Origin of the sequence: Cryobacterium cryoconiti (genome assembly GCF_004403065.1) — a bacterium.
GTDB lineage: Bacteria > Actinomycetota > Actinomycetes > Actinomycetales > Microbacteriaceae > Cryobacterium > Cryobacterium cryoconiti.
In genome coordinates this window covers 221,851-247,983 of sequence record NZ_SOHA01000005.1, presented here as the reverse complement: position 1 = coordinate 247,983, position 26,133 = coordinate 221,851, and the positions used below count along the sequence as shown (strand labels likewise).

The following is a 26,133-nucleotide window of genomic DNA, read 5'->3' as shown; positions in this document are numbered from 1 at the left end:
AGGATCACCCCTGGCTTCTAGAAGCCGAGGCGTCCGAGCTGTTTCGGATCGCGCTGCCATTCCTTGGCGACCTTGACCCGGAGGGAGAGGAAGACCCGCTTGCCCACGAGAGGTTCGATCTGCTTGCGGGCGCGCATGCCGACATCCTTCAGCCGGCTGCCCGACTTGCCGATGATGATCCCCTTCTGGCTGTCGCGCTCGACGAACAGGTTCGCGTAGATCTCCACGAGTTCCTGGTCGTCGCGCTCGATGATGTCGTCGATGGTCACGGCGATCGAGTGCGGCAACTCGTCGGTGACGCCCTCGAGCGCGGCCTCGCGGATGTACTCGGAAATGCGCGACTCGAGGCTCTCATCGGTGACCGCGTCGGCCGGGTAGAGCGGGGCATCCGACAGGGGCAGCAGGCGCAGCAGCTCCGCGCTGAGGATATCGAGCTGGATGCGGCTGGTCGCCGAGATCGGCACGATCGCCTCCCAGTCGCGCAGCTGCGAGACCGCGAGGAGCTGGTTCGCGACGCTGGTCTTGGAGGACATGTCGATCTTGGTGACGATGGCCACCTTCCTGGCACGCGGGAAGTTGTCGAGCTGCTCGTTGATGAACTTGTCGCCCGGGCCGATCGGCTCGTTGGCCGGGATGCACAGGCCCACCACGTCAACACCGGACAGGGTGGACTGCACGAGGCTGTTCAGTCGCTCGCCGAGCAGGGTGCGCGGCTTGTGGATGCCGGGGGTGTCGACCAGGATCAGCTGGCCGTTCTTCTGGTGCACGATGCCACGGATGGCGCGCCGGGTGGTCTGAGGCTTCGACGACGTGATCGCGACCTTCTCCCCCACCAGTGCGTTCGTCAGGGTGGACTTGCCCACGTTGGGGCGTCCGACAAAGGACACGAATCCCGCTCGGAATCCATCTTGTTCAGTCATGACCGTTCACTCTCTCATCGTCCGACACTCCGAGGAATGCGTTCTGCGCGTCAATCAGCGCTTGGTCTCGTTCAACCAGCACGGTGCTGATTCGTTTGCGGCGGCCCTCGGTTCGTTCGGCGGTGAGGATCAACCCGCTGGTCTTCGCGACCGAGCCCGCGACCGGGAGCCGGCCGAGCGCCTTGGCCAGCAGGCCACCCACCGAGTCGACCTCGTCGTCGTCCAGTTCCAGGTCGAACAGTTCGCCGAGTTCGTCGACCGGGAGCCGGGCGCTCACCCGGAAGCGACCGTTGCCGAGGTCTTCGACCTCCACGACGTCGCGGTCGTACTCGTCGGAGATATCTCCCACGAGTTCCTCGATCAGGTCCTCGAGGGTGACAAGTCCAGCGATCCCACCATACTCGTCGACCACCATGGCGAGGTGGTTCGACTCGAGCTGCATCTGACGGAGCAGGGCATCGGCCTTCTTCGATTCGGGCACGAACACGGCGGGGCGCTCCAGCTCGCGCACCGTGAGGCTTTCCACGTTGGGCGGACGTTCGTAGACGAGACGGGCCACATCACGCAGATACAGGATGCCCGTGACGTCGTCGACCTCACCGTCGATGACCGGCACCCGGGAGAAACCCTTGCTCAGGAAGAGCCCCATCGCCGCACCGAGCGATGAGTCGGCCTCGATGGTGACCATGTCGGTGCGCGGGATCATGATCTCGCGCACGACGGTCTCGTTGAACTCGAAGATGGAGTGGATCAGTTCCCGGTCGTCCTCCTCGAGCACGTCGAGCTCGGTCGCCTCGTCGACCATGCTGAGCAACTGGTCCTCCGACGTGAACGTGGCCAGGCGGGTGCGCCCGGGCGTGACCCGGTTGCCGAGAGCCACGAGCGCGTTCGCGATCGGCCCGAGCAGCACCCGGAGGAAATGCACCAGAGGTGCGGCCGCGGCGAGCAGCTCCACCGGGTGGGCCCGGCCCACGCTGCGCGGACTGGCGCCGACGAGAACGAACGAGACGGCCGTCATCAGCAGGGAGGACAGCAGCAGTGCCAGCCACAGCTCCTCGATCGTGGTCGCGAAGACGAGGGTGACCAGCACGGCCGCCGTGGTCTCGGCGATGATCCGCACAAAACTGATCGTGTTCAGGTGCGCCCCGGTGTCCGCGGCGATCGCCGTCAGGGAGCGCCGGGCCCGCGACTTCGCGGCCAGGTCCGAGATGTCGGCCCGGGACTGAATGGTGATGGCGGAGTCCACCGCGGCCATCAGACCGCCGAAGGCGACCAACAGAACGGCCGACGTGAGAAACCACCCGATCATCGGTCGCGGAGTCGTTCCTGCAGGGCGAAGCCGATCAGGATGTCGCGCTGGATGCCGAACATTTCCTTCTCTTCGTCGGGTTCCGCGTGATCGAACCCGAGCAGGTGCAGCACACCGTGCGTCGTAAGCAGGAGCAGCTCCTCGAGGGTGCTGTGCCCGGCGGTCTCGGCCTGCCCCTGAGCCACCTGCGGGCAGAGCACGATGTCGCCCAGGAGGCCCGGAGGGGTGAGGGCGTCTTCGGTGCCCGGCCGCAGTTCATCCATCGGAAAGCTGAGCACGTCGGTGGGGCCGGGCTCGTCCATCCACTGCACGTGCAGCTGTTCCATCGCACCCTCGTCGACGAGCACGATGGCCAGTTCCGCGTCGGGGTGCACATGCATGGAGTCCAGAGCGTAGGCCGCGAGACGCAGGATGGTGGCCTCATCGACCGGAATGGTCGATTCGTTGTTGATTTCGATGCTCAAGAGGATCTCCGTTTCGGAAGGCGTTCGCGGGGAGTGTTGGGGCGACCGGGCCCGCGATTGGCGAATTCACGCGCCTGATCGCTTTCGTAGCGGTCGGCCTGCTTCTGCGCGTCGTACTCGGTCCAGGCGTCGACGATGCGGCCCACGAGAGAATGCCGCACGACGTCGGCACTGGTCAGGCGCACGAAACGGATGTCGTCGACCTGGTCGAGCACGCGGCTCACCAGGCGCAGCCCGCTGGAGCCGGCCGGCAGGTCGATCTGGGTCACGTCCCCGGTCACGACCATTTTCGAGCCGAAGCCGAGCCGGGTGAGGAACATCTTCATCTGCTCAGGGGTGGTGTTCTGCGCCTCGTCGAGCACGACGAAGGACGAGTTGAGCGTGCGACCGCGCATATATGCCAGCGGGGCCACCTCGATGGTTCCGGCGGCCAGCAGCTTGGGCACGAGCTCGGGGTCCATCATCTCGTTCAGGGCGTCGTAGAGCGGGCGCAGGTACGGGTCGATCTTGTCGGTGAGACTGCCCGGCAGGAAGCCGAGGCGTTCCCCGGCCTCGACGGCCGGACGGGTGAGGATGATGCGGTCGACCTCTTTGCGCTGCAGCGCCTGCACTGCCTTCGCCATCGCCAGATAGGTCTTGCCGGTGCCGGCCGGCCCGATGCCGAACACGATGGTGTCGGAGTCGATGGCGTCGACGTACTGCTTCTGGCCGAGGGTCTTGGCCCGGATGCTCTTGCCCCGGGAGCTGAGGATGGCCGGGCCGAGGCGTTCGGACGGGCTCGTGGAACTGTCCTCGTGCAGCATCCGTGCTGATGTGCTGACCTCGGATTCGGCGAGGTCACGGCCGCCGCGCACCATCAGCAGCAGCTCTTCGATCAGGCGGCGGGCGGCCTCGACGTGCTCGGTCGCACCGGTGAGGGTGATCTCGTTGCTGCGCACGTGCACACTGACGCCGGGGTGTTCCTTCTCGACGGTGGCGAGCAGCCGGTCATCGGCTCCCAGCAGGCGCACCATGGCGACGCCGTCGACCGTGATGCGCGCCTCGGCCTGGCCGGGCTCGCTCGAACCGGGGAGCTGGGACTCAGCGGAAGCCAAGCGTGCCCTCCTCGAGGGTGCCGCCCGCTGCCTGCGGGGCGAGCAGATGGGCATGCACGTGGAAGACGGTCTGGCCGACGGTTTCACCGGTGTTGAAAACCAGGCGGAACTGGCCGTTGGACAGTGTGGCCGCAAGGCCACTGGCCACGGCGACGATTTCGGCGAGCAGGCCGGGGTCCCCCGCGGCGAGCTCGACCACGTTGGCGTACTCGGAGGTCTTCGGTGTGATCACCACGTGCACGGGGGCCTGCGGGGCGATGTCGTTGAAGGCGATCACGCGATCGGTTTCGGCGACGATGGTCGCCGGGATCTCGCGCGAGGCGATGCGGCTGAAGATGGACGGTTCTCCGGTGGAAGACATGTCTCTATCTTAAGCGCGCGTTACCAGCGGCCGAGCGTGGCGTTCAGGATGGACAGGGCGGCCGGGCCGGCGGTGGAGGTGCGCAGCACGTTGTCGCCTAGCCGCACCCGGGTGGCCCCGGCTTGTTCGAGCAGCGTGAGCTCCGCCGGGGCGATGCCGCCCTCGGGGCCGACGACGAGCAGGATCTCCCGGTCGTCGGTGGGAGCAGCCTGCGAGGTCAGGCGTTCGGTCGCCGTGGGCTCCAGCAGCAGCATCCGGGTCGTGCCGGCGAGGGCGGCCAGCGCTTTCGTGCTGGCCAGTTCGCCGACGGTGGGCAGCCAGGCGCGGATCGACTGTTTGGAGGCCTCGCGCACGATGCTGGACCAGCGGTCACGGCCCTTTTGGATTTTGGCACCCTCCCAGCGGGTCACCGACCGGGACGCCGCCCACGGGATGACCCCGTCGATGCCGAGTTCGGTGGCGGCCTGCACGGCCAGCTCGTCCCGGTCTCCCTTGGCGAGAGCCTGGACCAGGCGGATGCGCGGGGTCAGCAGTGCCGTCACGGTCACCGTGTCCACCCGCAGGGTGAGCTGGGTCGGCTCCGCGCCGACGACGGTGGCGGAGAACATCAGCCCGGCCCCGTTCCCGATCTGCAGATGTTCGCCCGGGCGCACCCGGCTGACCGTGACCGCATGCCGCGCTTCGGCACCGCCGATGGCGACCTGCGCTCCGGCCACGCAATCGGCGGCGCGGAGCGCTTCATCGATGAAGAAATGTGCCATTGACGTCTAGCCGCGGAACCGATCGCGCAGCTTCGCGAACAGTCCCTGCTGGAAGGCGCTGAGCGCGGGCGCGGGGGCCTTGTGCCGGGCCGCGAAGGCCTCGATCAGCTCCCGCTCCTTGTGGTCGAGACGCACAGGCGTGGCCACGTGCACGCCGATCTTGAGATCGCCGCGCCCGTTCCCGCGCAGGCGGGTGACTCCGCGGTCCTTGACGGTGATGACCTCGGCGCTCTGCGTGCCGGCCTTGATTTCCACGTCGATGTCGCCGTCGAGAGCCTTGACGGTGGCGGTGGTGCCCAGGATGGCATCCGTCATCGGTACCTCGAGGGTGCAGAGCAGGTCATCGCCGTCACGGCTGAAGACGTCGTGGTGGCGCACCTTCATCTCGAGGTAGAGGTCGCCGTTGGGGCCGCCGGCAGGCCCGGCCTCGCCGCTGCCGGGCATCTGCAGTCGCAGGCCGGTGTCGACGCCCGCCGGAATGTCCACGGGGACCGTGCGGCGTGCGCGCACGCGGCCCTGGCCCTGGCAGGTGACGCAGGGTGTGGCGATGATGGTGCCGTAGCCGCGGCAGGAACCGCACGGGCTGGAGGTCATCACGTTGCCCAGCAGCGACCGGACGGCACGCTGGATGTTGCCGGTGCCGTGACAGATGTCGCAGGTGACCGGGGCGGTGCCGGGCTGGCAGCAGGTGCCGCTGCAGGTGCTGCAGACGATGGCCGTATCGACCTCGAGGTCGCGGTGCGTGCCGAAAATGATCTCATCGAGGTCGAGTTCGACGCGGATCAGGGCGTCCTGGCCGCGTTCGCGGCGGGACCGGGGACCACGGGTGGATCCTCCGCCGCCGAAGAAGGTCTCGAAGATGTCGCCGAAGTTGCCGTAGTTGCCGTCGAAGCCGCCTCCCCCGCCGCCGCCCGAGCGGCCGTTGCCGCCGCGGTCGTAGTTGTCGCGCTGTTTGGCGTCGCTCAGCACGTCGTAGGCGTGCGTGACCGATTTGAAGCGCTCCGACGCATCCGCCCCCGGGTTGACGTCGGGGTGGAGCTGCCGGGCGAGCTTGCGGTACGCCTTCTTGATCTCGTCGGTCGAGGCGTCGCGTGCAACGCCGAGTACTTCGTAATGGTCAGCCAAAGCTGGCTCTCCTAGGTGTGTTTGGAAACGTGGTGGTTCGCCGGCCGCTGGGGCCGGTGGTCCTGGTCAATTCTCGCCAAGGAGGCGTGAAAGGTAGCGGGCGACCGCGCGAACGGCCGCCATGTTGTTCGAGTAGTCCATGCGGGTGGGGCCGAGCACGCCGAGGCGGGCCAGGTTGCCTCCCTGGGAGGAGTATCCGCTGGTGAGCACGGAGGTCTCGGCCAGCCCGAAGGGGGCATTCTCCCGGCCGATGCTGACGGAGACGCCGTGCTGGTCGGAAGCCATCTCACCGAACAGGCGCAGGAGCACGACCTGTTCTTCGATGGCCTCGAGCACCGGGAAAATGCTGCCGGTGAAGTCTTCCTCGGTGCGCACGAGGTTGGCGGCCCCGGCCATCACGAGGCGGTCCTGCCGGTTCGCGCCGACCTGGTCGCGAAGGGTTCCCGTGATCAGGTCGACGGTCTCCTGCTGCTCGAACGGGCCGGTGCCGGAGGTGCCGGTCAGGGCGCTGGCGGCCTCGGACATGGCGAGGCCGACGAGGGCCGAATTGAGCCGGGACCGCAGTTCGACCAGAACGGGTTCAGCGAGCGGGCGGGGCAGGTCGACGACGCGTTGCTCGACCCGTCCGGCATCCGTGATCAGAACGGAGAGGAGGCGCGTTTCGGACAGGGGCACCAGTTCGATGTGACGCACCTTGGCGCGGGACAGCGACGGGTACTGCACGAGAGCGACCTGGTGGGTGAGCTGGGAGAGCAGCCGTACGCTGCGGGCCAGAACCTCGTCGAGGTCGGCCGACTGGCCGAGGAAGGTTTCGATCGCCTGGCGTTGGGCTGCGGATAGCGGTCGGAGATCGGCGAGGTGATCGACGAAGAGACGATAGCCCTTGTCGGTCGGGATCCGGCCCGACGAGGTGTGCGGGGCCGCGATGAGTTCTTCCTCTTCGAGCAGCGCCATGTCGTTGCGGATGGTGGCCGCTGAGACACCGAAGGAATGCCGGTCGACGATGGACTTGGACCCGACGGGTTCGCGGGAGGCGACGTAGTCCTGGACGATCACACGAAGGACTTCGAGACTGCGGTCGGACACCATGACTCTCGCCTCCTCCGTGCGTCGTGAGTGCGTCACCGGTTGGCACTCGAAGTATGTGACTGCCAATCATACCGCGACCGGCTGAGGTTCCCCATTGCTCGCCGCTGTTTTGGAGCAGTAGCTTAGGTGTGTAGCACCCCTCCCCCTGTGCACTGAAAGGCACGATCATGAGCAATTTCACCGGTCCCGGATCCGACGATCCGAATCAGGGTCAACGACCGCCGCAGCCGCCGTATCAGCCCGCGGCCCCGGGGCCGTCGGCTCCCCTGTCGCAGGCCGACGACCACCAGTGGGCGTCTCTGGCCCATCTCGGCGGCATCCTTATGTTCGTGCCCGCGCTCGTGCTGTACCTGGTGTTCAAAGATCGCGGACCTCTGACCAGCGTCGAGGCCAAAGAGGCACTCAATTTCCAGATCACGCTTCTGATCGGCTACGTCGGCATCAGCATCGTGTCGACGATCATAGGCTTTCTCACCTTCGGCATCGGCAGCGTACTCGGCGGTCTCGGCTGGGTGCTGTACATCGTCGGCGTGGTCTTCTCGGTGCTCGGCTACCTCCAGGCCAAGGACGGGAACCACTACCGGTACCCGTTCGCGCTGCGCCTCGTCAGCTAACCCCGGCACTCAACACTTTTCACTCAGAAGGAGCTCCGATGTCCAATTCCACCCCACCCCCGGCCACTCCGTATTCCGCGCCGGCCCCGCTGAACCCGTCGGATGAGAAGCTGTGGGCCACGTTGATCCACATCGGCGGGATTGTCTTCTCGTTCCTGCCGGCCCTGATCGGGTACGTCGTGTTCAAGGACCGTGGCCCGTTCATCCGCGCGCACGCCGCAACCGCCCTGAACTTCCAGCTCACCCTGTTGATCGCCTACGTGGTCGGCGGGGTCCTGGTCATCGTCTTCGTCGGCTTCCTGATCCTGGCGGCTGCTTCGGTACTGGCGATCGTGTTCAGCATCATGGCCGCTCTGGCCGCAAACCGGGGTGAGTACTACACGTATCCGCTGTCGATCAAGTTCGTGAACTAGGGGTCTCGACAAGCTCGACCACCGGGGCGGCTCGACCACCGGGGCGGCTCGACCACCGGGGCGGCTCGACCACCGCGGCGGCTCGACCACCGCGGCGGCTCGACCGCGATCAGTCGGCGAGCAGGCGCCGCACGACGGCATCCGCCAGAAGGCGTCCTCTTCGGGTCAGTTCGACCGAACCGGAGAGGGCTGCCCTCGCGTCGATGAGCTCGTCGGCGATCAGCCCGGCCACCTCGCGGCGCCCGAGCGGGCTCAGCGAGTCGATGCGGATGCCCTCACGGATGCGGGTGAGCAGCAGCACCCGCTCCACCTCCTGAGTGGCGGCGTCAAGGGTCTCCCGGCCGGCGGCCGGTGACTCGCCCGCGCGGATCCGGTCGCCGTAGGCCGACGGATGCTTGACGTTCCACCAGCGCACTCCGCCGACATGGCTGTGCGCCCCGGGGCCCACGCCCCACCAGTCCTGGCTGCGCCAGTAGGCGAGGTTGTGCCGGGAGCGGTGCGCGTCATCCGTCGCCCAATTGCTGACCTCGTACCAGCCGTAGCCGGCCTGAGACAACAGGTCGTCGGCCAGCTCGTAGAACTCGGCCTGCACGTCGTCGTCGACGGGCGCCAACTCGCCGCGCTTGATCTGGCGGGCCAGCTTGGTGCCCTCCTCGACGATCAGCGAGTACGCGCTGATGTGCGTGGGAGCCTGGCGGATGGCGTGCTCGAGGCTGGTGCGCCAGTCGAGCAGGGTTTCCCCCGGTGTGCCGTAGATCAGGTCGAGGGACACGTCGAGGCCGGCCTGGCGGGCCCACTGCACGACCAGCGGGACCCGCTCGGGGTCGTGGGTGCGCTCGAGGGTGGCCAGGACGCTCGGTACGGCGGACTGCATGCCGAAGGACACCCGGGTGAAGCCGGATTCGGCGAGGCGGCCGAGGTAGGCGGCGTCGACGGAGTCGGGGTTCGCCTCGGTGGTCACCTCGGCACCGGGCGCGATCCCCCAGGTGGAGCGCACGGCGTGCAGCATGCGCACCAGGTCGTCGGCCGGGAGCAGCGTGGGGGTGCCGCCGCCGAAGAAGACGGTCGCCGCCGGGCGTGCGGGCACGCCTGACTGCTCCAGGATGCGGCCGGCAGCCTCCACCTCGCTGATCGCCTGACCGGCGTAGTCGTGCTGGGAGGCGCCGCGCAACTCGGTGGCGGTGTAGGTGTTGAAGTCGCAGTACCCGCAGCGCACGCGGCAGAACGGCACGTGCAGGTAGACGCCGAAGTCGCGTTCGGCGGCTCCGACGGCCGCGGACGCCGGCAGCAGACCGTCGCGGGGCGCGGGGTCGCCGAGGGGAAGGGCACCGCCCATCCGGCTAGACCGCGCCGATCGGGTGCAGGGCGCGCAGGTAGCGGGCAGTGATCTTGGACTGCTGCCGGCGCACGAGCGGCCAGCCGAGGCGGTAGAGCCAGGTGCTGGGCCGAGAGAACGCGCGGACGGTGAGCCAGACCGAGTCGTCGTCGCGCTTGTCGACGACGAAGGACTCCTCGCCGCTGGCGGGATGCCCGGCCATGGTGCCGTAGGCGAAGCCGACGCGGTCGGGCTCGTCGACCACGTAGACCACGCGCACGGGGGCGTCGATCGTGAAGGGTCCGAACTTGGTGGTGAGGTGGGCGGACATGCCGTTCACAATGTAGGGCGTGCCGTCCTCGGCGAAGATGGCCTCGTCCGGGGCCGACTTCTGGTCACGGACTGCCTGACCGTCGGCGTCGAAGACGAGCCCCGTGTACTGCTGGCCGGTGCCGTCCAGAAGATCGGTGACGGTCATACCGCTGCCGCGCTGCACACCCCACGTCATCAGTGACTTGGAGGCAAGCTGGAAGCGTTCCTCACCGCTGCCGAGGCGCACGGTGCGTTCGATGGGCCGGTAGCCCTTGGGTGGGTAGCGGAGCAGGTCGGGGGCGAGGGTGCCACCGATCGACGCGTAGGTGACGGCGGTATCCGTGAAGGTGGAGCGACGCATCCGTCTACTTCTTCTTCGGGGGCTCGTCGCCGGACAGTGCTGCGATGAACGCTTCCTGGGGTACCTCGACCCGGCCGACCATCTTCATGCGCTTCTTGCCCTCTTTCTGCTTCTCCAGCAGTTTGCGCTTGCGGGAGATGTCGCCGCCGTAGCACTTGGCGAGAACGTCTTTACGGATGGCGCTGATCGACTCGCGCGCGATGATGCGGGCACCGATCGCGGCCTGGATGGGCACATCGAACTGTTGCCTGGGGATGAGCTTGCGCAGGCGCCCGGTCATCAGCACGCCATAGTCGTAGGCCTTGTCGCGGTGCACGATCGCGCTGAACGCGTCGACCTGCTCGCCCTGCAGCAGGATGTCGACCTTGACCAGGTCGGCCTCCTGCGAGCCGATGGGCTCGTAGTCGAGCGAGCCGTAACCCGCCGTGCGGCTCTTCAGGTTGTCGAAGAAGTCGAACACGATCTCGCCGAGCGGCATCGTGTAGCGGATCTCGACCCGGTCCTCACCCAGGTAGTCCATGCCGAGCAGGGTGCCGCGGCGGCTCTGGCAGAGTTCCATGATCACGCCGACGTAGTCCTTCGGCGCGAGGATGGCCGCCTTCACGATCGGTTCCTCGACCTTGGCGATCTTGCCGTTGGGGAACTCGCTCGGGTTGGTCACCGTGACGGACTTCTTGTCGTCGGTGGTGACCTCGTAGATCACGCTGGGCGCGGTGGTGATCAGGTCGAGGCCGAATTCGCGGTCGAGACGCTCGGTGATGATCTCCAGGTGCAGCAGGCCGAGGAAACCGCAGCGGAAACCGAATCCGAGGGCGACGGATGTCTCGGGCTCGTAGACGAGGGACGCGTCGGAAAGCTTGAGCTTGTCCAGGGCCTCACGGAGGGCCGGGTAGTCGCTGCCGTCGATCGGATAGAGACCCGAGAAGACCATGGGCTTGGGCTCGGTGTAGCCGGGCAGGGCAACGGTCGCGGGGCGAAGCGCGGTGGTGACGGTGTCACCGACCTTGGACTGGCGCACATCCTTCACGCCCGTGATCAGGTAGCCGACCTCGCCGACGCCGAGGCCCTTGCTGGGCGTGGGTTCGGGAGACGTGACGCCGATCTCGAGGATCTCGTGCGTGGCCCGCGTCGACATCATCTGGATCTTCTCGCGCGGGTTCAGCTTGCCGTCGATCATGCGCACATAGGTGACGACGCCGCGGTAGCTGTCGTAGACCGAGTCGAAAATCATCGCCCGGGCGGGGGCGGCCGGGTCGCCGACCGGGGCCGGGATGAGGCTGGTGGCCCGGTCGAGCAGTTCGGCGACGCCGACACCGGTCTTGCCGGAGACCCGGAGCACGTCGTCGGGGCTGCCGCCGATCAAGCTGGCGAGCTCCTTCGCGTACTTGTCGGGGTCAGCGGCCGGGAGGTCGATCTTGTTCAGCACCGGAATTATGGTGAGGTCGTTCTCCAGCGCCAGGTAGAGGTTGGCGAGGGTCTGCGCCTCGATCCCCTGGGCGGCGTCGACGAGGAGGATGGCTCCCTCGCACGCGGCCAGGCTACGGGACACCTCGTAGGTGAAGTCCACGTGCCCGGGGGTGTCGATCATGTTCAGGGCGTAGGTCTGGCCGTCGAGTTCCCACGGCATGCGCACGGCCTGGCTCTTGATCGTGATGCCGCGCTCGCGCTCGATATCCATCCGGTCGAGGTACTGCGCGCGCATCGAACGGTCGTCGACGATGCCGGTGATCTGCAGCATCCGGTCGGCCAGCGTGGACTTGCCGTGGTCGATGTGGGCAATGATGCAGAAGTTGCGGATGAACTCGGGCGGGGTGGCGGCCGGTTCAAGCGACGTGAGGGGTCTCGGTGACATGGTCCGGCAATTCTCCCATAGCTGGCTGGGTCCCGGTTTCGCCGCGCGCGGCCGGGCCCGTCGAAGCAGTCGGAGGGAATGTCGGTGGTCGCCCGTAACCTTTTGCTATGTCCACTTCGGTTGGCACCACCCAGGAGCAGCTCGGACTCCTTTTCGACGCCGTTGCGGCGGCCGACCGGGTGATCGCACGGGCCTTCGCCATGCGGTCGGCGGCCATCGACGAGGCCCGCCGGTTCAGCGAGGCTCACGCCGGGGAGATTCCGCTCAGCCCCCGCTCCCGGTGGGACCGCGATGAGATCGCGAGCCGCGAGCTCTCCAGCGAACTCGCCGCCACCCTGCGCCTGCCGGAGCCTACGGCCCTGAATCTGCTGGCCGAGAGCCGCGCCCTGGCCGAGGAGCTGCCGGCAACGCGCGAAGCCTTGCAGGAGGGCCTGATCAGCTACCGGCACGCGCAGGTCCTCGTCGGGCAGGCCTGGTCGATCCCCGCGGAGGGCCTGCCCGACTTCGAAGCGGCCCTGCTGCCCGCTGCGCAGAAGCTCACCGTGGCCAAGCTCAAGCAGAAGGCGCGGGTGCTGAGAGAACGTCTGCACCCCGAGACCATCACGAAACGGCGAGCCCGGTCCATCCTCGACCGAACCTCATGGGTACAGGCCGAACCCGACGGCATGGCGACCCTGCACCTGACGACCGGAGCCGAAATGGTGCGCTCGATCTTCACCCGTGCGAATGACCTCGCGGCCAGCCTGCAGGGTCTGGAGAAACAGCAGTGCCGGGAGAACCAGCGCACACTCACCCAGCTGCGCACCGACGTTCTCAGCGACCTGCTCATCGACGGGGTCACGCCCACCGGGGTCGGCACGGGGGTTCGGGCCACCGTTCAGATCACCGTTTCGGTGATGACGCTGCTCGGCCACAGCGAGGAACCGGGCTACCTCGAGGGCTACGGGCCGATTTCGCCCGAGACCGCCCGAGACCTGGCGTCGCGGGCACCGAGCTTCACCCGGATTCTGACCCACCCGGAGACCGGCGTGGTGCTCTCCGTGGGACGAGACAGATACAAGGTACCCAAACGGATGCGCAGGTTCCTGCGGCTCCGAGACGAGACCTGCCGTTTCGTCGGATGCAACCGGTCGGCGCACGGCGCCGACCTCGACCACACCCACGACTGGCACCTGCTCGGCCAAACCGCCGTCGATAATCTTGCACACCTCTGCACGGCCAATCACGCCCTCAAGTCCGAGACCCGGTGGTCGGTCGCCCAAACGCCGGGCGGCATTCTCACCTGGACCTCACCGACGGGCCGGGATTTCGTCACCGAACCGGCGAACCTGCTCCCCACCGGGCCTCCCCTCGAGGAACCGCCGCCGTTCTAAGCGGTGCAGAGGCCTGGTCGAAGCGTGGCGGCTGATCTGCGCGAACCAGATGCTGTGCCTGCTGATCTGGTGCGGTAACCCGCTCGTGTCTATCATCGGCATCGCCGTCACTCTCTAGAGCCGCCGCTCGCCGAGGAGGAACGAATGTCACGCCCCATCCCGGTTCTCTTCGTGCACGGGATCCGCACGTCGGGCACCATGTGGCGGCGACAGCTCGCCCTGGTGGGCGAGACCGGGCATCCGGCACTCGCGATCGATCTGCCGGGACACGGCTCGCGCATGAACAAACCGTTCACGGTGCCGGGCGCCCTGGCCGCCATCGATGAGGGCGTCGACGCCCTCGGTGGCCGGGTGCTGCTGGTCGGGCTCTCCCTCGGCGGCTACTACGCCATCGAGTACGCCGCCCGCCACCCGCAGAAGGTGGCCGGGCTCGTCGCCGCCGGCAGCTGTGCGCGACCGGCCGGCTGGCCGCTCGACGCCTATCGTCGCCTGGCCCGGCTGATCCGCCGATTTCCCGACCACGGATTGTGGCTCCACACCACCCTCGTGCGACTGCTCCTGCCACCCGAGGGGGCCGCCGACACGCTGGCCGGTGGCGTTCCCCTGCAGGTGATGGATGCCGCCCTCGGCGCCACCGGCACCCTCCGCCCGCTCGACAGCCTGGCTCGATACCCGGGCCCGGTGTGGCTGGTCAACGGCTCCTTCGACCAGTTCCGGCTGCACGAGCGGCGCTTCCTCGCCGCCTGCCGGAACGGCCACCTCGTGATTGTGCCGCGGGCGTCGCACCTGGTCAGCCTGGCTCAACCGGAGAGGTTTGCCGTGGTGCTGACCGGCATCCTGGATCACGTCACCGCCGACCGCCCCGGACCGATTGTCGACCTGAGCGAATAACTGGTATCGTTTCCTGTCGGCTTGCGTGTTGGGTCCCACCCCACACGATTATTGCCGTACGGCGCCCTCTACCGCCACGCGGCCCATCCGAACAAGAACCTAACGAAAGCGTATAAACGTGGCAAATATCAAGTCGCAGATCAAGCGTATCGGCACCAACAAGAAGGCCCAGGAGCGCAACAAGTCGGTCAAGAGCGAGTTCAAGCGCGCTGTGCGTGCGACGCGCCTCGCGATCGCCTCGGGCGACAAGGACAAGGCTGTTGCCAGCCTCGCCGTTGCTTCGAAGAAGCTCGACAAGGCCGTCAGCAAGGGCGTCATCCACCAGAACCAGGCCGCGAACAAGAAGTCCGCGATCGCCAAGTCGGTCAACGCCCTCGTCTAGTCACCGCCTGACCTGGCTTAGGACCATTCACCGGCCCTGACCCGCGTACACGCGCAAGCCCCCTCCGTTTCGGTGGGGGCTTTCGTGCGTCCGGGCCGTGTTTCTAGCTCGCCGGGTCAAGCCCGAACTCGCGGAGCTCCTGCGAGCACCGGCACGCCTGCGCGATCTTCCTCGCCCACTCGACCGCGGCCTCCCGCGTGGGTAGCTCCAACACGGTGAACCCACCCGTGAGGTCGCTCCCCGGATAGAGATTCCTGCTCACTGTCCCGTCGGCGGAGACCAGCACAGGATCGATTCCCTCGTCTATCCCGCCGCCGAACACATAGACACCAGCAGCCTTGGCCTCCTCGATCACCGCGTGGGACTCAGCGACGACGATCGGGAACTCATCGTCGGTGAGCACCATGGCGCCGCTCGGGAAGGAGATCAGGTATTTGGTCATGTCTCGATGGTGCCCGCAGGCGTGCCGGGCCGCAACGGATGCGGATAGGCGCCGGGTCAGCTCTCGCCGCGACGGGCGATCACGCCGATGAGCCGCTCGAGCGCGAACACGGGGTCGCGCTCGGCACCCTTCACGGCGGCATCCGTTTCGGCCAGTGCCACGACACAGCGAGCCAGACCCTCGTCGGTCCAGTTGCGCAGGTCACGCTGAGCCCGCTCGACCTGCCACGGGGCGAGACCGAACTGGGACGCCAGCTGGGCCGAACCGCCGCGCACACCGCACAGCTTGGCCATGGTGCGGATCTTCATGGCGAACGCCGCCACCACCGGGACCGGGTCGGCGCCGGAGGACAGCGCATGCCGCAGGATGACGAGCGCCTCGCCCTGATGCCCGGCGATCGCCGCGTCCGCCACCTTGAACGCGTTCGCTTCGACCCGACCGCCGTAGTAGCGGTCCACGGTCGTCTCGGTCACCTCGGCGCCGACGTCGGCGATGAGCTGCTGGCACGCCGCGGAGAGTTCGGCCAGATCGCCGGAGAACGCGGCGACCAGAGACCGCAGCGCACTGGGCGTGACCCGCTTGCCGGCCGTCTTGAACTCGGCGGAGGCGAAGTCGTGCCGGTCGGTGTCCTTCTTCAGTTCCGCACAGACGACCTCGACGGCGCCGCCGAGGCCGGAACGGATCGTGTCGAGCAGCTTCTTACCGCGCACCCCACCGCCGTGCCGGAGCACCACGTAGGTGTCCTCGGCCGGGTTCTGCAGGTAGTCCAGACACTCCGCGAGGAAGGTATCACTGCACTTCTCCACCGAACTGACGCGGATCAGGCGCGGCTCGCCGAAGAGGGACGGACTGGCCATGGTGAGCAACTCTCCGGGCGCATAACTGTCGGCCTGCACATCACTGATTTCCAGACTGGGATCTTCGAGCTTGAGGAAATCGCGTAACTGCCGGATGGCACGCTCGGCCAGGAAAACCTCGGTTCCGGACACCAGGACGATCGGCGCCGGACGAACCTGGTGCCAGGCCAACTGCGGAATGGCGACCGCTTTCGAGGCGCTGCGGGGTGCGGCCCGGCCGGATGAGGCGGTTCGTGCGGCCACTCGGGAATCCTTCGGTTAGGGCTGTGCGTAATTGGTTAAGACTAGCCGGGGCCGGCGACCGCCCCGTCCTTCTCGCCGCCCTTCTCCCCGCCCTCGACCCGCTCGTTCCAGATCGTCAGCGCTCCGCCGCCCTGCGGGGCCGGCGCGACCACCAGCATCCCCTGCCGGTCGGTGCGCACAGCCTGCGTGCCGGCCGCCTCGAGGATGGCGAGGATCTCGTCGGTGGGATGTCCGTAGCCGTTCTCGCGCCCGACCGAGATCAACCCCACCGTGGCCCTCAGGTCGGCGTAGAGCTCGGGACTCTGGTCGCCGGAGCCGTGATGGGCAACCTTGACGACGTCCACCGAACCGGGCCCTGACACCCGTCGGAGCGCATCCTGGGATTCCGCACCGAGGTCACCCAGGAACAGGGAACGGATGCCCTTCCCGTCGAAGCCGATCGTCACGCTGCCGTCGTTGCCGGTCTGCATCGACGGTGCCCCGCGCACCGGCCAGAGGATCTCCCAGCGCAGGCCGCCGAGGGTGCCGGTGTCCCCGCGAGCGGCCTCCCGGATCTCGGCCCCGCCCTCGAGGAGGGCCACGTGCAGGCGCTCATCGTCGGCGTTCTCCGGGATACCGACCAACGCCCGGTCGACCCGGCCGATCACCGCCGCGGCCCCGCCGATGTGGTCCAGGTCGTAGTGGGTCAGAACGAGAAGGTCGACCCGATCGATGCCGAGCGTGTCCAGGCACGCTGCGAGGAGGGCCGGGTCCGGTCCCACGTCGACGAGCGCGTAACGGTCGCGGTCGCGCACCACGACCGCGTCGCCCTGCCCGATGTCGCAGGCGGCGATCTGCCAGTCCTCCGGGAAGGCCACCGCCCGGCCCACACCCGAGCCGAGCAGGGTGCCGGCGTAGCTGCCGGTGGCGAACACCAGAACGGTGATCGCCGCCATCGGCCAGAGCGCAGGGCCCTGCGTGCCACCGTGCGTGCGGTCATCCGTGCGCCCGCGCAGCACGAGCCCCACCACGGCGACGGTCAGCAGCGTCGTCACGAGCACGCCGAGCACCCCACCCAGCCAGGGCAGTCGGCTGCCGGGCAACTCCGCGCTCGTGCGGGCGATGGCCGCAATCCAGGCGGCGGGAAGCCAGGCCAGGTAGAGGACTCCCCCGGCGACGGCGGGCAGCCAGGGCAGCAGCAGGCACGCGATCAGACCGACGACGGTGGCAGCCGGAGCCGCGGGACCGGCCAGAAGGTTCGCGGGCACCCCGTAGAGCGGCAGGGTGGGGCTGAGGAGTACGAGCACCGGCTGGCAGGCCAGCTGCGCCGCCAGCGGGATGGCGATCACCGCGGAGAGCCAGATCGGCAGCCAGCGGCTCAGTAACCGGGTCAGCGGCGCGGCCAGCACGAGCAGGCCGGCCGTGGCCAGCACCGAGAGGGCGAACCCGTAGCTGCGGGCCAGCCACGGATCGGCCGCCAGCAGCAGGATCACGACCAGGGCGAGCAGCGGAACGCCGCGGCCCGGCCGTCCTGACGCGATCCCGAGCAGCAGGATCGTGGCCATCAGAGCGGCGCGCAACACGCTGGGTTCGGGCGTCACGAGTACGACGAACCCGAGCAGGGTGAGCAGCGACAACCCGATCCGGATGCCACGGCGCAGTCCCAGAAATCCGGTCAGCAGCATGACACCCGCGATCACGACGGCGCAGTTCGCGCCGGAGACGGCCGTGAGATGACTGAGCGAACTCGTCTTCATCGCCGTGTCGAGGTCCGCGCCCACGGCGCTCGTGTCGCCGATTGCCAGTCCGGGCAGCAGATCGCCGCCGTCACCCGGCAACGCCGTGGCGGCGGCGGTGAAGCCCGAGCGGAGCCCACCGGCCCAGCCGAGCCACCAGGGCGGTTGCGCGACGAGTTCGGGTGGTCCCCTGCCGAACACGAGCGCGGATGCCGCGTCCCCGGCCGCCGTGAGCCGGAGGGTGGCGTCCACCCGCACGACGCTGCCGATCTGCAGGGTCGCGGCCTCGCCATGCGCAGCCTCCGCGAATACAACGACCGGAACAGACAGCGTGCCCGCACCAGCCTGCCTCTCAGCCCCGGCCGGCTCGATGCCGGTCACGGTGCCCCGGAAGCGTACCCGCGGTGACTCAGCGGAGCCGAAACCTGCCGGTCCGAAGGATGAAGCGCCGAACGACTGCGTCTGCACGGGGATTGACGACACGGTGAGAATCACCGTCAGAGCCTCCTGACTGGCGGCGCTCTCGCGCACGGTCGGCGGCAGGCGATTGGCGCCCGCGACCGTGACGGTCGACGCCACGAGGGCGGCGGCCGCACAACAGACCAGAGCCACTGCCAGTGCCTGTGCCTGTGCCTCCATCGGTGGCCGGCCGACCAGGCCCGACCACCGGGAATCGCCGCCTCGACGTGAACCTCGTCGTCTGTGATCGCTTGCTCGCCACGTCACCAGCCCCAGGCACCCCGCTCCGGCCCACAGGGCGGCCTGGCTGCCGGGCGCCCATTCCGGGAACGCGATGAGCAGCCAGGCCGCCAGCCACGCAGACAGGGCCGGAAGCACGAGGCGCAGGTCGATCCCGGTCATGGACTCCATGGGTGGAGGTTAGATGCGCAGGCGCGGCGCGTCCCGGGGTCTCCCGCAGCCTGTGCCCACGTCCGGAATCCGACAGGGTGGGGAGGCGGAGTTGCTCAGCGCGGGTCAGTGGGGCAGGGCGCCCTGCTCGACGGACCGCCCCCTCAGGAACGACACGGTGAACCCGGCGAGCAGGGCGCCGGCGCCGCCCCAGACCAGGTCGCCGATCGTATCGACGTAACCGACGAAGATTTCCTCGTCGATGAAGGTGTGACCGAACCATTCGAATATCTCCCAGAGCACTCCGAGGGCCAACCCCAGGGCGGTTGTCATCACGACGGCCGTCAGCGTCGGGCGCGGGAGGGTGGCGGCGTCGGCCAGGACTCCAATCCTCACAAACAGCAGGTAGCACAGCGCCGCGCAGAGCCCATTGGTGAGGAAGTGCATGGGGAGGTCCCACCACCGGGTCGAGATGTAGATCTGCAGCACGCTGCTCCACACGGCCAGGAGCACAACGACGCCGAAGATTATGTCGACGCTCGGACGAACATCCAGAAGACGGGGAAGGAACATGCCGACCGACACGACCGCGAGGCTGACCCCGGCGATCGTGCCCCAGCCGAGGCCGGCGGCGACGATACCGAGCAGTGCCAATACCCGCAGCCCGTCAGCGACCACCTGGGCCACTCCCGACGGCGCGCGCAGGAGGGCACGCATCATGGCCGCACCTCCGGCCGGACGGACGCGTAGCGCAGGACCGCCTGCACGGGTTCGTGATCGGAGGCGGCACGCCCCTCGAACCGGGCGGCATTGATGCCCGTGGTCATCACGTCGACTCCACCACCCACCAGGATGAGGTCGATGCGCTTGCCTCCCTCGCGGCTCCGCCGGTAGTTCGAGAAGGTACCCCACTGCGGTGTCAGACGCTCTTCCGCCGCCTCCCAGGAGTCCCGCAGCGCTCCCTCGGCCAGGAGCGGGCGGTAGACGGCCGCACGCGCATCCGCGTTGAAGTCACCGGTCACGATGATCGCGGCCTCCGGCTCGGCCTCCCGGGAGGCGTCGACGAGGTCCAGGATGAAGTTCGCCGATTCTCGCCTCGACCGCCACGAGAGGTGGTCGAAGTGTGTGTTGAAGGCGTGCAGCCGCGCGCCCGTTGCGGTATCCGTGAATTCGGCCGACACGACCACGCGCTGAGCCAGGTTGCCCCACGATCGGGAGCCGGCGAGGTGCGGCGTCTTCGACAGAGCCCGTTGCCGCCAATCGGTCAGTTCCAACCGGCGTGCGTCGTAGAACACCGCGCAGCTCTCATCGCCGCCGGAGGCATTGCGGCCGTGGCCGACCCACCGATAGTGCGATCCAAGGGCGTCTGCGACGAAGTCGACCTGGTCGGCCAGCGCCTCCTGCACGCCGAGGAGGGTCGGCTGCTCCGCGTCGAGGAGGCGTCGCAGGAGCTGCTTCCGGTCACCCCAGCGGTCGGGACTCCGCGGCCGGAGCGGAGGGAAGCGCCGACGGATGTTGTACGTCATCACGTGCAGGTCGGGTGCGGTCACCGGACCGATCAGGGCGCCATCCGTCATGCCGCACACGATACGCTCGCCGCACCGATGCGTCAGGTCGCCGCCGAGGCACCGAGTGCACGCTCACACCGTGACCAGGGTGCTGAGACCCTCGAAGGTCTTCTCCCCGATACCGGTGACATTCCGTAGGTCGTCGACGGATGCGAATGGACCGTTGGCCTCGCGATAGTCGAGGATGCGCTGCGCCATGGCCGGGCCGATGCGCGGCAGGGTGTCGAGGTCGGCCAGGGTGGCCGTGTTGAGGTTGACCAGGGTCGCCGCACCGCCGGCGGCGGCACCGCCGCCAGATCCGGCGCCGGCAGGCGGCCCCGGCGGCAGCTCGCCGACCTGCGGCAGATAGAGCTGTTCCCCGTCGGTGAGTTTGCGGGCCAGGTTCGCCCCCGAGGGGTCGGCCGTCTCGGTCAAACCGCCGGCGGCGGCCACGGCGTCCATCACCCGGGCCCCGGTGGAGAGTTCGAAGAGTCCCGGGCGCCGCACGGCGCCGAGCACGTGCACGAAGATGATCGCAGCGGACTCCGGAGACGCCAGGGAATCGGACGGGCCACCGGCGTCGGCATCTCTCTCCGCGCCGCCTGACTGCCCCTCCCCTGTGTCCGACGGCGCCACGATCCGGTGCCCGGACTGCTGCCCGACGGCGGACACGACCACGGCCGCGGCCAGCGCGAGGATCAGCAGCAGCACGGCGGCGCCCACCCCGATGCGCATGCGCACGGGTGCACGCCCCCGTGCGCCGGGGGCGAGACGGTCGAGCGCCGCGACAACCGGGTCAGGCTCCATCCGGACAGGCTAGGCCGGTGCCCGCCTGTTCTCCGGCACGACCGGGTCCGCTGTGGGCGACGCCGGAGGGCGCCGCCCTGGGGAGGCGAGGCTAGACGGAGCGGGTGACGATGCTGACCAGTTTGGGTGCCCGCACGATCAGGTTCACGATCTCGCGGTCCCCGATCCGGCGGATGACCTCGGCCGACGTGCGCGCCAGGCGCTCCAGGTCTTCACCCGAGATCTTCGGCGACACCTCGAGACGGTCCCGCACCTTGCCGTCGACCTGCACGACAGCCGTGACCGACTCCTCCACCAACAGGGTCGGGTCGGCCTTCCGCCACTGCACGAGGGCGACACAGGGCTCATAGCCGAGGTGCTGCCACATGTCCTCGGCCGCGTACGGCGCGAACAGGTTGAGGGCCATGGCGGTGACCTCCGCGGCCTCGCGCACCGCGGCATCCGCGGCGCCGGCGCCCGTGTCGATCACCTTGCGGGTGGCGTTGACGAGTTCCATCAGGCGCGCCACGACAACATTGAACTTGAATGACTCGACCAGGCCGGGTGCGTCGGCCAGGAACCGGTGCGTGACCCGGCGGAGGGCGGCGTCGCCGGACTTCCATTCGACGCCGGGCGCGCTGGTGACGTCACGGGCGACGCGCCAGGCGCGGGCCAGGAACTTGGCCGATCCGACCGGGGAGACGTCGGCCCAGTCGATGTCGTCTTCCGGCGGGCCGGCGAACGCCATGGTGAGGCGAACCGCATCGACGCCGAACTGGTCGACCTCCTCGGTGAAGTAGACCAGGTTGCCCTTGCTCTTGGACATCTTGGCGCCGTCGAGGATGACCATGCCCTGGTTCAGCAGGGCCGTGAACGGTTCGGTGAAGCTGACGTAGCCGAGGTCGAAGAGCACCTTGGTCATGAACCGGGCATAGAGCAGGTGCAGGATGGCGTGCTCGACGCCGCCGACGTACTGGTCGACGGGCGCCCACTTCTCGGCTTCCTTCGGGTCGAACGCCTTCGTGTCGTCGGTCGGGTTCAGGAAGCGCAGGAAGTACCAGGAGCTGTCCACGAAGGTGTCCATGGTGTCCGCGTCCCGGCGGGCCGGGGTGCCGTCGATCGGGTTGGGCACGTTGACCCAATCGGTCGCGCCGCCCAGCGGCGACGTTCCCTTGGGCTTGAGGTCGAGGCCGTCGGTGGGCGGCAGCAGCACGGGCAGCTGGTCCTCCGGCACGGGGATCTCCGCACCGTCCTGGCCGTGGATGATCGGGATCGGCGTGCCCCAGTAGCGCTGCCGGGAGATCAGCCAGTCGCGCAGCCGGTAGTTCTTGGCTGCGCGCCCGGTTCCGGCGGCGGCCAGCTGCTCGATCATGCGTTTGACCGCGGTGTTCTTGCTCAGACCGTTGAGCGTGCCCGAGTTGATCAGGCGGCCCTCCCCGGTGAGCGCGATTCCGGTGCGGGCCGGGTCGAGCGACGGGAGCTCTTCCGTGCCGTCGATCATGTCCTGTGTGATCACGGGGATCATGCCGGTGACCGGCGCGGTCGTATCGACGACCACGATCACGGGCAGGTCGAAGCGGCGCGCGAAGTCGAGGTCACGCTGGTCGTGGGCCGGCACGGCCATGACGGCGCCGTGGCCGTAGTCGGCGAGCACGTAGTCCGCGGCCCAGATCGGCAGGCGTTCGCCGTTGGCCGGGTTGATCGCGTAGCGCTCGAGGAACACGCCGGTCTTCTCGCGGTCGGTGGCCTGACGTTCGATCTCGGTGCTGTTCTGAACCTTCACCAGGTAGTCCCGGAACCGTTCCTGCACGGCGGGTGCGGCATCCGCCACCAGCTCGGCGGCGAGGTCCGCGTCGGGGGCGACGACCATGAAGGTCGCGCCGTACAGGGTGTCGGGGCGGGTCGTGAAGACGCTGATGCGCTCTTCGCGGCCCTCGATCACGAAGTCGACGTCGGCTCCGATGGAGCGGCCGATCCAGTTGCGCTGCATGTTCAGCACCTTGGCCGGCCAGGTGCCCTCGAGCTGGTTGAGGTCATCGAGCAGGCGGTCGGCGTAGTCGGTGATCTTGAAGTACCACTGGGTGAGCTTCTTCTTGACCACCACGGCGCCGCTGCGCTCGGAGGTGCCATCGGCGAGCACCTGTTCGTTGGCGAGCACGGTCTGGTCTACCGGGTCCCAGTTCACCCAGCTGTCCTTGCGGTAGGCGAGGCCCTTCTTGTAGAGCTGCAGGAACAGCCACTGGTTCCACTTGTAATACTCGGGGTCGCTGGTGTGCAGTTCGCGTGACCAGTCGAAGGATGCCGCGTAGAGCTTCATGCTCTTCTTCTGCTGCGCGATGTTGTCGTAGGTCCAGCCGCGAGGGTCGATTCCGCGCTTGATCGCGGCGTTCTCCGCGGGCAGCCCGAAGGAGTCCCAGCCGATCGGGTGCAGCACGTTGAAGCCCTGCTGGCGCCAGTAGCGGGCCACGATGTCGCCGAGCGCGTAGACCTCGGCATGCCCCATGTGCAGGTCACCGGACGGGTACGGGAACATGTCGAGCACGTACTTGCGCGGGCGGGTGTCGCCGGGATCGTTGGTGCGGAAGGGTTCGAGCTCTTCCCAGATCGGCTGCCACTTCGCCTGGATGGCGGCGAAATCGTAGACTTCTTCGTCGCTGTCCTGGCCGGTGCGGGTGTGCTCGTACTCGTGTGCCACGTGACTCTCTTCGTTGCAGTGGGGATTGCGCCAACAGGCACAGGGCCGCGCGGAGGCGGCGTCCGTTCCCTAGGTTACTAAACCTGGCCCTGGCCCGTGTCGGCGCCGGCCGGGTGCACGCCGAGGACGGCCAGGAGCGCCGCCGCTTTCAGCCGGGTTTCCTCGATCTCCTCGAGCGGGTCGGACAGCGCCGTGATGCCGCCGCCCGTGCCGATGGACGCCCCGTCCGGGCTGAGCACGATGCTGCGGATGACCATGGCCAGGTCGACCGCGCCGTCCCGCCCGAAATAGCCGAAGGCACCGGCGTAAAGGCCGCGCGGACCGCCCTCCAGCGCGTCGAGGATGGTCAGCGCACTCATCTTCGGGGCGCCGGTCATGGAACCGGCCGGGAACGAGGACGCCACCGCATCCACCCCGGTCAACCCCGCGGCCAGGCGCGCCTCGACCGTGCTGACCAGCTGATGCACGTGCGCGTAGCTCTCCACGGCCAGCAGGTTCGTGACCTGCACGCTGCCGAGTTCGGCGATCCGCCCCAGGTCGTTGCGCATGAGGTCGACGATCATCAGGTTCTCGGCGCGCTCTTTTTCGCTGGCTTCGAGCTCGTCGCGCAGCTGGCGGTCGCGCACCGCACTCGAGGACCGCGCCCGGGTGCCCTTGATCGGTTTGGTGGTGACCCGGCCGTCGACCGTCACGGCCAGGAACTGTTCGGGTGAGGCGCTGAGCAGGGCCGTCTCCCCGAAGCGGAGAAGCCCGCCGTGGTGACTGGGGCTGCCGGTGCGGAGGCCGAGGTAGGCGTCGACCGGGTGCGGCCGCACGTCGACCAGGATCTCGTTGGTGAGGCAGAGCTGGTAGGCGTCGCCGGCCCGGATGAAGCTCTGGCAGTCGTCGATCAGCGCGGCGTAGCGGTGCGGGTCGTGCCGCCACCGCGCCGCGCCGATACCGCCGGCTGCGACCGCAGGCTGCGGCGGGACAGGTCGGCTGACGGCTGTCGGGTGTGCCGGCTGCGCCGCGGCGAGGGCCTTGAGCACGGAGTCGACCCAGGCCCGCGGGGCATCCGTCGCCTCGTCAGGACCGCGGTGCACGAGCGCCGTCACGCTGTGCGCCGCATGGTCGAACACGAGCACCCGGTGCACCTCGAGCAGGGCCGCATCCGGGTAGCGCGAGGGGTGCACCGGGGTGCCGACGGTCTGCGCGGCGAGTTCGTAGCCGAGCCAGCCGATCCAGCCGAGCCGGAAGCCGGCGGCGTTGCTGCGCGCCCGGACGCCGTCGGCGGGGATCAGGGGGGTGGAGGTGTCGGCGCGGGCACCGGCGAGGTCCGCGTGCAAGAAGTCGAAGATCGTGCCGGGTGAGGTCTGGGCCGGCTGCGACGGGTGCACGGCGGACGAGACCGTCACGGTCCCCTCCTGCACCGAGGCGGTCACGAACCGAGACCCGGCCGACGCAGCGCCGAGGTAGCTGAGTCCGGTCTCGGCGCCGTCGCCCGCGTCCAACCAGAAGGCGTACGGGCTGTCCCGGTAGAGGGCGCCGAAGACCCGGGCCGGGTCCCACCACCCGGGCAGGGGGATGCTGTGGATCGACCCGTTCACGGTCCCAGCCTAGATGCCCCGATTCCGCCGCCGGTGCACCGGTCCGCCGCCCCGGCCGATACGCTTGCCGAACGCCGTCCGTGGTTGTCGGCGTCGACAGACGTCCAGGGGGATTTCACACATGCGCACATCGACGATCACCACGCGCCTCGGCGCATTCTCGGTTGTGGCCGGAATCGCCGTCCTGCTGTCCGGCTGCACCGCCAGCGCGAATCTCACCGTCGCCGCCGAGGATGTCGCGACGGTCGGGGCCAAGGCGCTGAGCACCCAGTGGGACACCGTCGCCACCATGGACTGCGGTGACGGCAGCGTCGACTCGGTCGAGGGTACCGAAGTGGAGTGCACGGCCTTCAACCCGAAATCAGGCCTGGACTACCCGGCCACCGTGACCCTGAAGACGATCGACGGCGGCAAGTACACCGTCTCGGTGGTCACCGGATCGCCCCTCACGCCCGACACCGACGCCGACGAGCCCGTCACCGGCGCCGATGCACCCACCGTGACCGGAGCTGCTCTGGCCGGGATCGCCGCACCGGCCCTCGGAGAGAAGCTGGGCTACGAGCCGGCGATCGACTGCGGGACCGAGCCCATTCCGATCTACCTGGACGCCCGGATCACCTGCGTCGCCACCACCGACGACGGTGTGCGGCACGCAGCCAACGTCGTGGTGACCAGCCTGACCGCGACCGACTACAGCATCGACGTCGCCATCATGGAAGCACCGCTCCAGTAGGTGTGGCGTCGCCGCGGGCGCTCAGGGTCGGCCGGACGTGCTGG

25 protein-coding genes are annotated in these 26,133 nt (G+C 68.5%); 6 read left to right on the top strand and 19 right to left on the bottom strand.

The window, feature by feature from the left end:
• Positions 1-17: 17 nt before the first annotated feature.
• The 8 genes from era to hrcA all read right to left on the bottom strand — a co-directional run bounded on the left by era (position 18) and on the right by hrcA (position 7,123).
• Positions 18-920, bottom strand: coding sequence for a GTPase Era (era, locus tag E3T49_RS02525; RefSeq protein ID WP_134423183.1), 903 nt, complete (start codon positions 918-920; stop codon positions 18-20).
• On the bottom strand, positions 913-2,229 hold the full coding sequence (locus E3T49_RS02520; protein WP_134423181.1) for a hemolysin family protein: 1,317 nt from the start codon (positions 2,227-2,229) through the stop codon (positions 913-915). The genes era and E3T49_RS02520 overlap by 8 nt, the downstream gene beginning before the upstream one ends.
• Positions 2,226-2,693: an rRNA maturation RNase YbeY gene (ybeY, locus tag E3T49_RS02515; protein WP_134423179.1), complete on the bottom strand. Its 468-nt coding sequence runs from the start codon at positions 2,691-2,693 to the stop codon at positions 2,226-2,228. The genes E3T49_RS02520 and ybeY overlap by 4 nt, the downstream gene beginning before the upstream one ends.
• Positions 2,690-3,706 (bottom strand): PhoH family protein, encoded by a 1,017-nt coding sequence (locus tag E3T49_RS02510; protein ID WP_241972627.1) that lies wholly within the window; start codon positions 3,704-3,706, stop codon positions 2,690-2,692. Before E3T49_RS02510 ends, ybeY begins: the two co-directional genes overlap by 4 nt.
• A 67-nt stretch (positions 3,707-3,773) precedes the next feature.
• Positions 3,774-4,148: an HIT domain-containing protein gene (locus E3T49_RS02505; protein WP_134423175.1), complete on the bottom strand. Its 375-nt coding sequence runs from the start codon at positions 4,146-4,148 to the stop codon at positions 3,774-3,776.
• A gap of 20 nt (positions 4,149-4,168) precedes the next feature.
• Positions 4,169-4,909, bottom strand: coding sequence for a 16S rRNA (uracil(1498)-N(3))-methyltransferase (locus E3T49_RS02500; RefSeq protein ID WP_134423173.1), 741 nt, complete (start codon positions 4,907-4,909; stop codon positions 4,169-4,171).
• 6 nt (positions 4,910-4,915) lie between these two features.
• Positions 4,916-6,034 carry a molecular chaperone DnaJ gene (dnaJ, locus tag E3T49_RS02495; protein ID WP_134423171.1) on the bottom strand — a complete coding sequence of 373 codons (1,119 nt, stop codon included), beginning with the start codon at positions 6,032-6,034 and terminating at the stop codon, positions 4,916-4,918.
• A 66-nt stretch (positions 6,035-6,100) separates the two neighbouring features.
• Entirely contained in the window at positions 6,101-7,123 is a 1,023-nt protein-coding gene (gene hrcA, locus E3T49_RS02490) for a heat-inducible transcriptional repressor HrcA (RefSeq protein WP_134423169.1), read from the bottom strand.
• Positions 7,124-7,290: 167 nt separating this feature from the next.
• Here hrcA and E3T49_RS02485 point away from each other — a divergent pair, with 167 nt between their 5' ends.
• Positions 7,291-7,737 (top strand): DUF4870 domain-containing protein, encoded by a 447-nt coding sequence (locus tag E3T49_RS02485; protein ID WP_134423167.1) that lies wholly within the window; start codon positions 7,291-7,293, stop codon positions 7,735-7,737.
• 38 nt (positions 7,738-7,775) lie between these two features.
• Positions 7,776-8,150: a DUF4870 domain-containing protein gene (locus tag E3T49_RS02480; protein WP_134423165.1), complete on the top strand. Its 375-nt coding sequence runs from the start codon at positions 7,776-7,778 to the stop codon at positions 8,148-8,150.
• Between the two features lie 109 nt (positions 8,151-8,259).
• Here E3T49_RS02480 and hemW read toward each other — a convergent pair whose 3' ends face one another.
• From hemW to lepA, 3 genes are read right to left on the bottom strand one after another with little or no spacing between them, the layout of a single operon-like run.
• Entirely contained in the window at positions 8,260-9,486 is a 1,227-nt protein-coding gene (gene hemW, locus E3T49_RS02475; RefSeq protein ID WP_134423163.1) for a radical SAM family heme chaperone HemW, read from the bottom strand.
• A gap of 4 nt (positions 9,487-9,490) precedes the next feature.
• On the bottom strand, positions 9,491-10,138 hold the full coding sequence (locus E3T49_RS02470; protein WP_134423161.1) for a DUF1990 family protein: 648 nt from the start codon (positions 10,136-10,138) through the stop codon (positions 9,491-9,493).
• A 4-nt stretch (positions 10,139-10,142) separates the two neighbouring features.
• Positions 10,143-11,990, bottom strand: a complete 1,848-nt coding sequence (gene lepA, locus E3T49_RS02465; protein WP_134423159.1) for a translation elongation factor 4 — start codon at positions 11,988-11,990, stop codon at positions 10,143-10,145.
• 107 nt (positions 11,991-12,097) lie between these two features.
• On the opposite strand from lepA, the gene E3T49_RS02460 reads away from it, so the two are divergent.
• The 3 genes from E3T49_RS02460 to rpsT all read left to right on the top strand — a co-directional run bounded on the left by E3T49_RS02460 (position 12,098) and on the right by rpsT (position 14,636).
• Entirely contained in the window at positions 12,098-13,363 is a 1,266-nt protein-coding gene (locus E3T49_RS02460; protein WP_134423157.1) for an HNH endonuclease, read from the top strand.
• Between the two features lie 144 nt (positions 13,364-13,507).
• Complete coding sequence (locus tag E3T49_RS02455) at positions 13,508-14,254, top strand: alpha/beta fold hydrolase (RefSeq protein WP_134423155.1); 747 nt, start codon at positions 13,508-13,510, stop codon at positions 14,252-14,254.
• Between the two features lie 118 nt (positions 14,255-14,372).
• Complete coding sequence (rpsT, locus tag E3T49_RS02450) at positions 14,373-14,636, top strand: 30S ribosomal protein S20 (RefSeq protein WP_104100003.1); 264 nt, start codon at positions 14,373-14,375, stop codon at positions 14,634-14,636.
• Positions 14,637-14,739: 103 nt separating this feature from the next.
• On the opposite strand, the gene E3T49_RS02445 is transcribed toward rpsT, so the two are convergent.
• From E3T49_RS02445 to E3T49_RS02410, 8 genes are all read right to left on the bottom strand, one after another.
• A complete protein-coding gene (locus E3T49_RS02445) occupies positions 14,740-15,078 on the bottom strand; it encodes a YciI family protein (protein ID WP_134423153.1) in 339 nt (112 codons plus the stop codon).
• Between the two features lie 56 nt (positions 15,079-15,134).
• Entirely contained in the window at positions 15,135-16,178 is a 1,044-nt protein-coding gene (holA, locus tag E3T49_RS02440; RefSeq protein WP_134423151.1) for a DNA polymerase III subunit delta, read from the bottom strand.
• Between the two features lie 41 nt (positions 16,179-16,219).
• Positions 16,220-18,763 (bottom strand): ComEC/Rec2 family competence protein, encoded by a 2,544-nt coding sequence (locus tag E3T49_RS02435; protein ID WP_134423149.1) that lies wholly within the window; start codon positions 18,761-18,763, stop codon positions 16,220-16,222.
• A 105-nt stretch (positions 18,764-18,868) separates the two neighbouring features.
• Positions 18,869-19,462: a DUF2238 domain-containing protein gene (locus E3T49_RS02430; protein WP_134423147.1), complete on the bottom strand. Its 594-nt coding sequence runs from the start codon at positions 19,460-19,462 to the stop codon at positions 18,869-18,871.
• The gene (locus tag E3T49_RS02425) at positions 19,459-20,319 is read right to left on the bottom strand and encodes an endonuclease/exonuclease/phosphatase family protein (protein ID WP_134423145.1); all 861 of its coding nucleotides are present in this window, start codon (positions 20,317-20,319) and stop codon (positions 19,459-19,461) included. The genes E3T49_RS02430 and E3T49_RS02425 overlap by 4 nt, the downstream gene beginning before the upstream one ends.
• Before the next feature lie 63 nt (positions 20,320-20,382).
• Positions 20,383-21,096 carry a ComEA family DNA-binding protein gene (locus E3T49_RS02420; protein WP_134423143.1) on the bottom strand — a complete coding sequence of 238 codons (714 nt, stop codon included), beginning with the start codon at positions 21,094-21,096 and terminating at the stop codon, positions 20,383-20,385.
• A gap of 91 nt (positions 21,097-21,187) precedes the next feature.
• Positions 21,188-23,770, bottom strand: a complete 2,583-nt coding sequence (leuS, locus tag E3T49_RS02415; RefSeq protein ID WP_134423141.1) for a leucine--tRNA ligase — start codon at positions 23,768-23,770, stop codon at positions 21,188-21,190.
• Positions 23,771-23,847: 77 nt separating this feature from the next.
• A complete protein-coding gene (locus tag E3T49_RS02410; protein WP_134423139.1) occupies positions 23,848-25,356 on the bottom strand; it encodes an anthranilate synthase component I family protein in 1,509 nt (502 codons plus the stop codon).
• 121 nt (positions 25,357-25,477) lie between these two features.
• Between E3T49_RS02410 and E3T49_RS02405 the strand changes: the two genes are divergently transcribed.
• The gene (locus E3T49_RS02405) at positions 25,478-26,089 is read left to right on the top strand and encodes a hypothetical protein (RefSeq protein ID WP_134423137.1); all 612 of its coding nucleotides are present in this window, start codon (positions 25,478-25,480) and stop codon (positions 26,087-26,089) included.
• Positions 26,090-26,133: the final 44 nt, after the last annotated feature.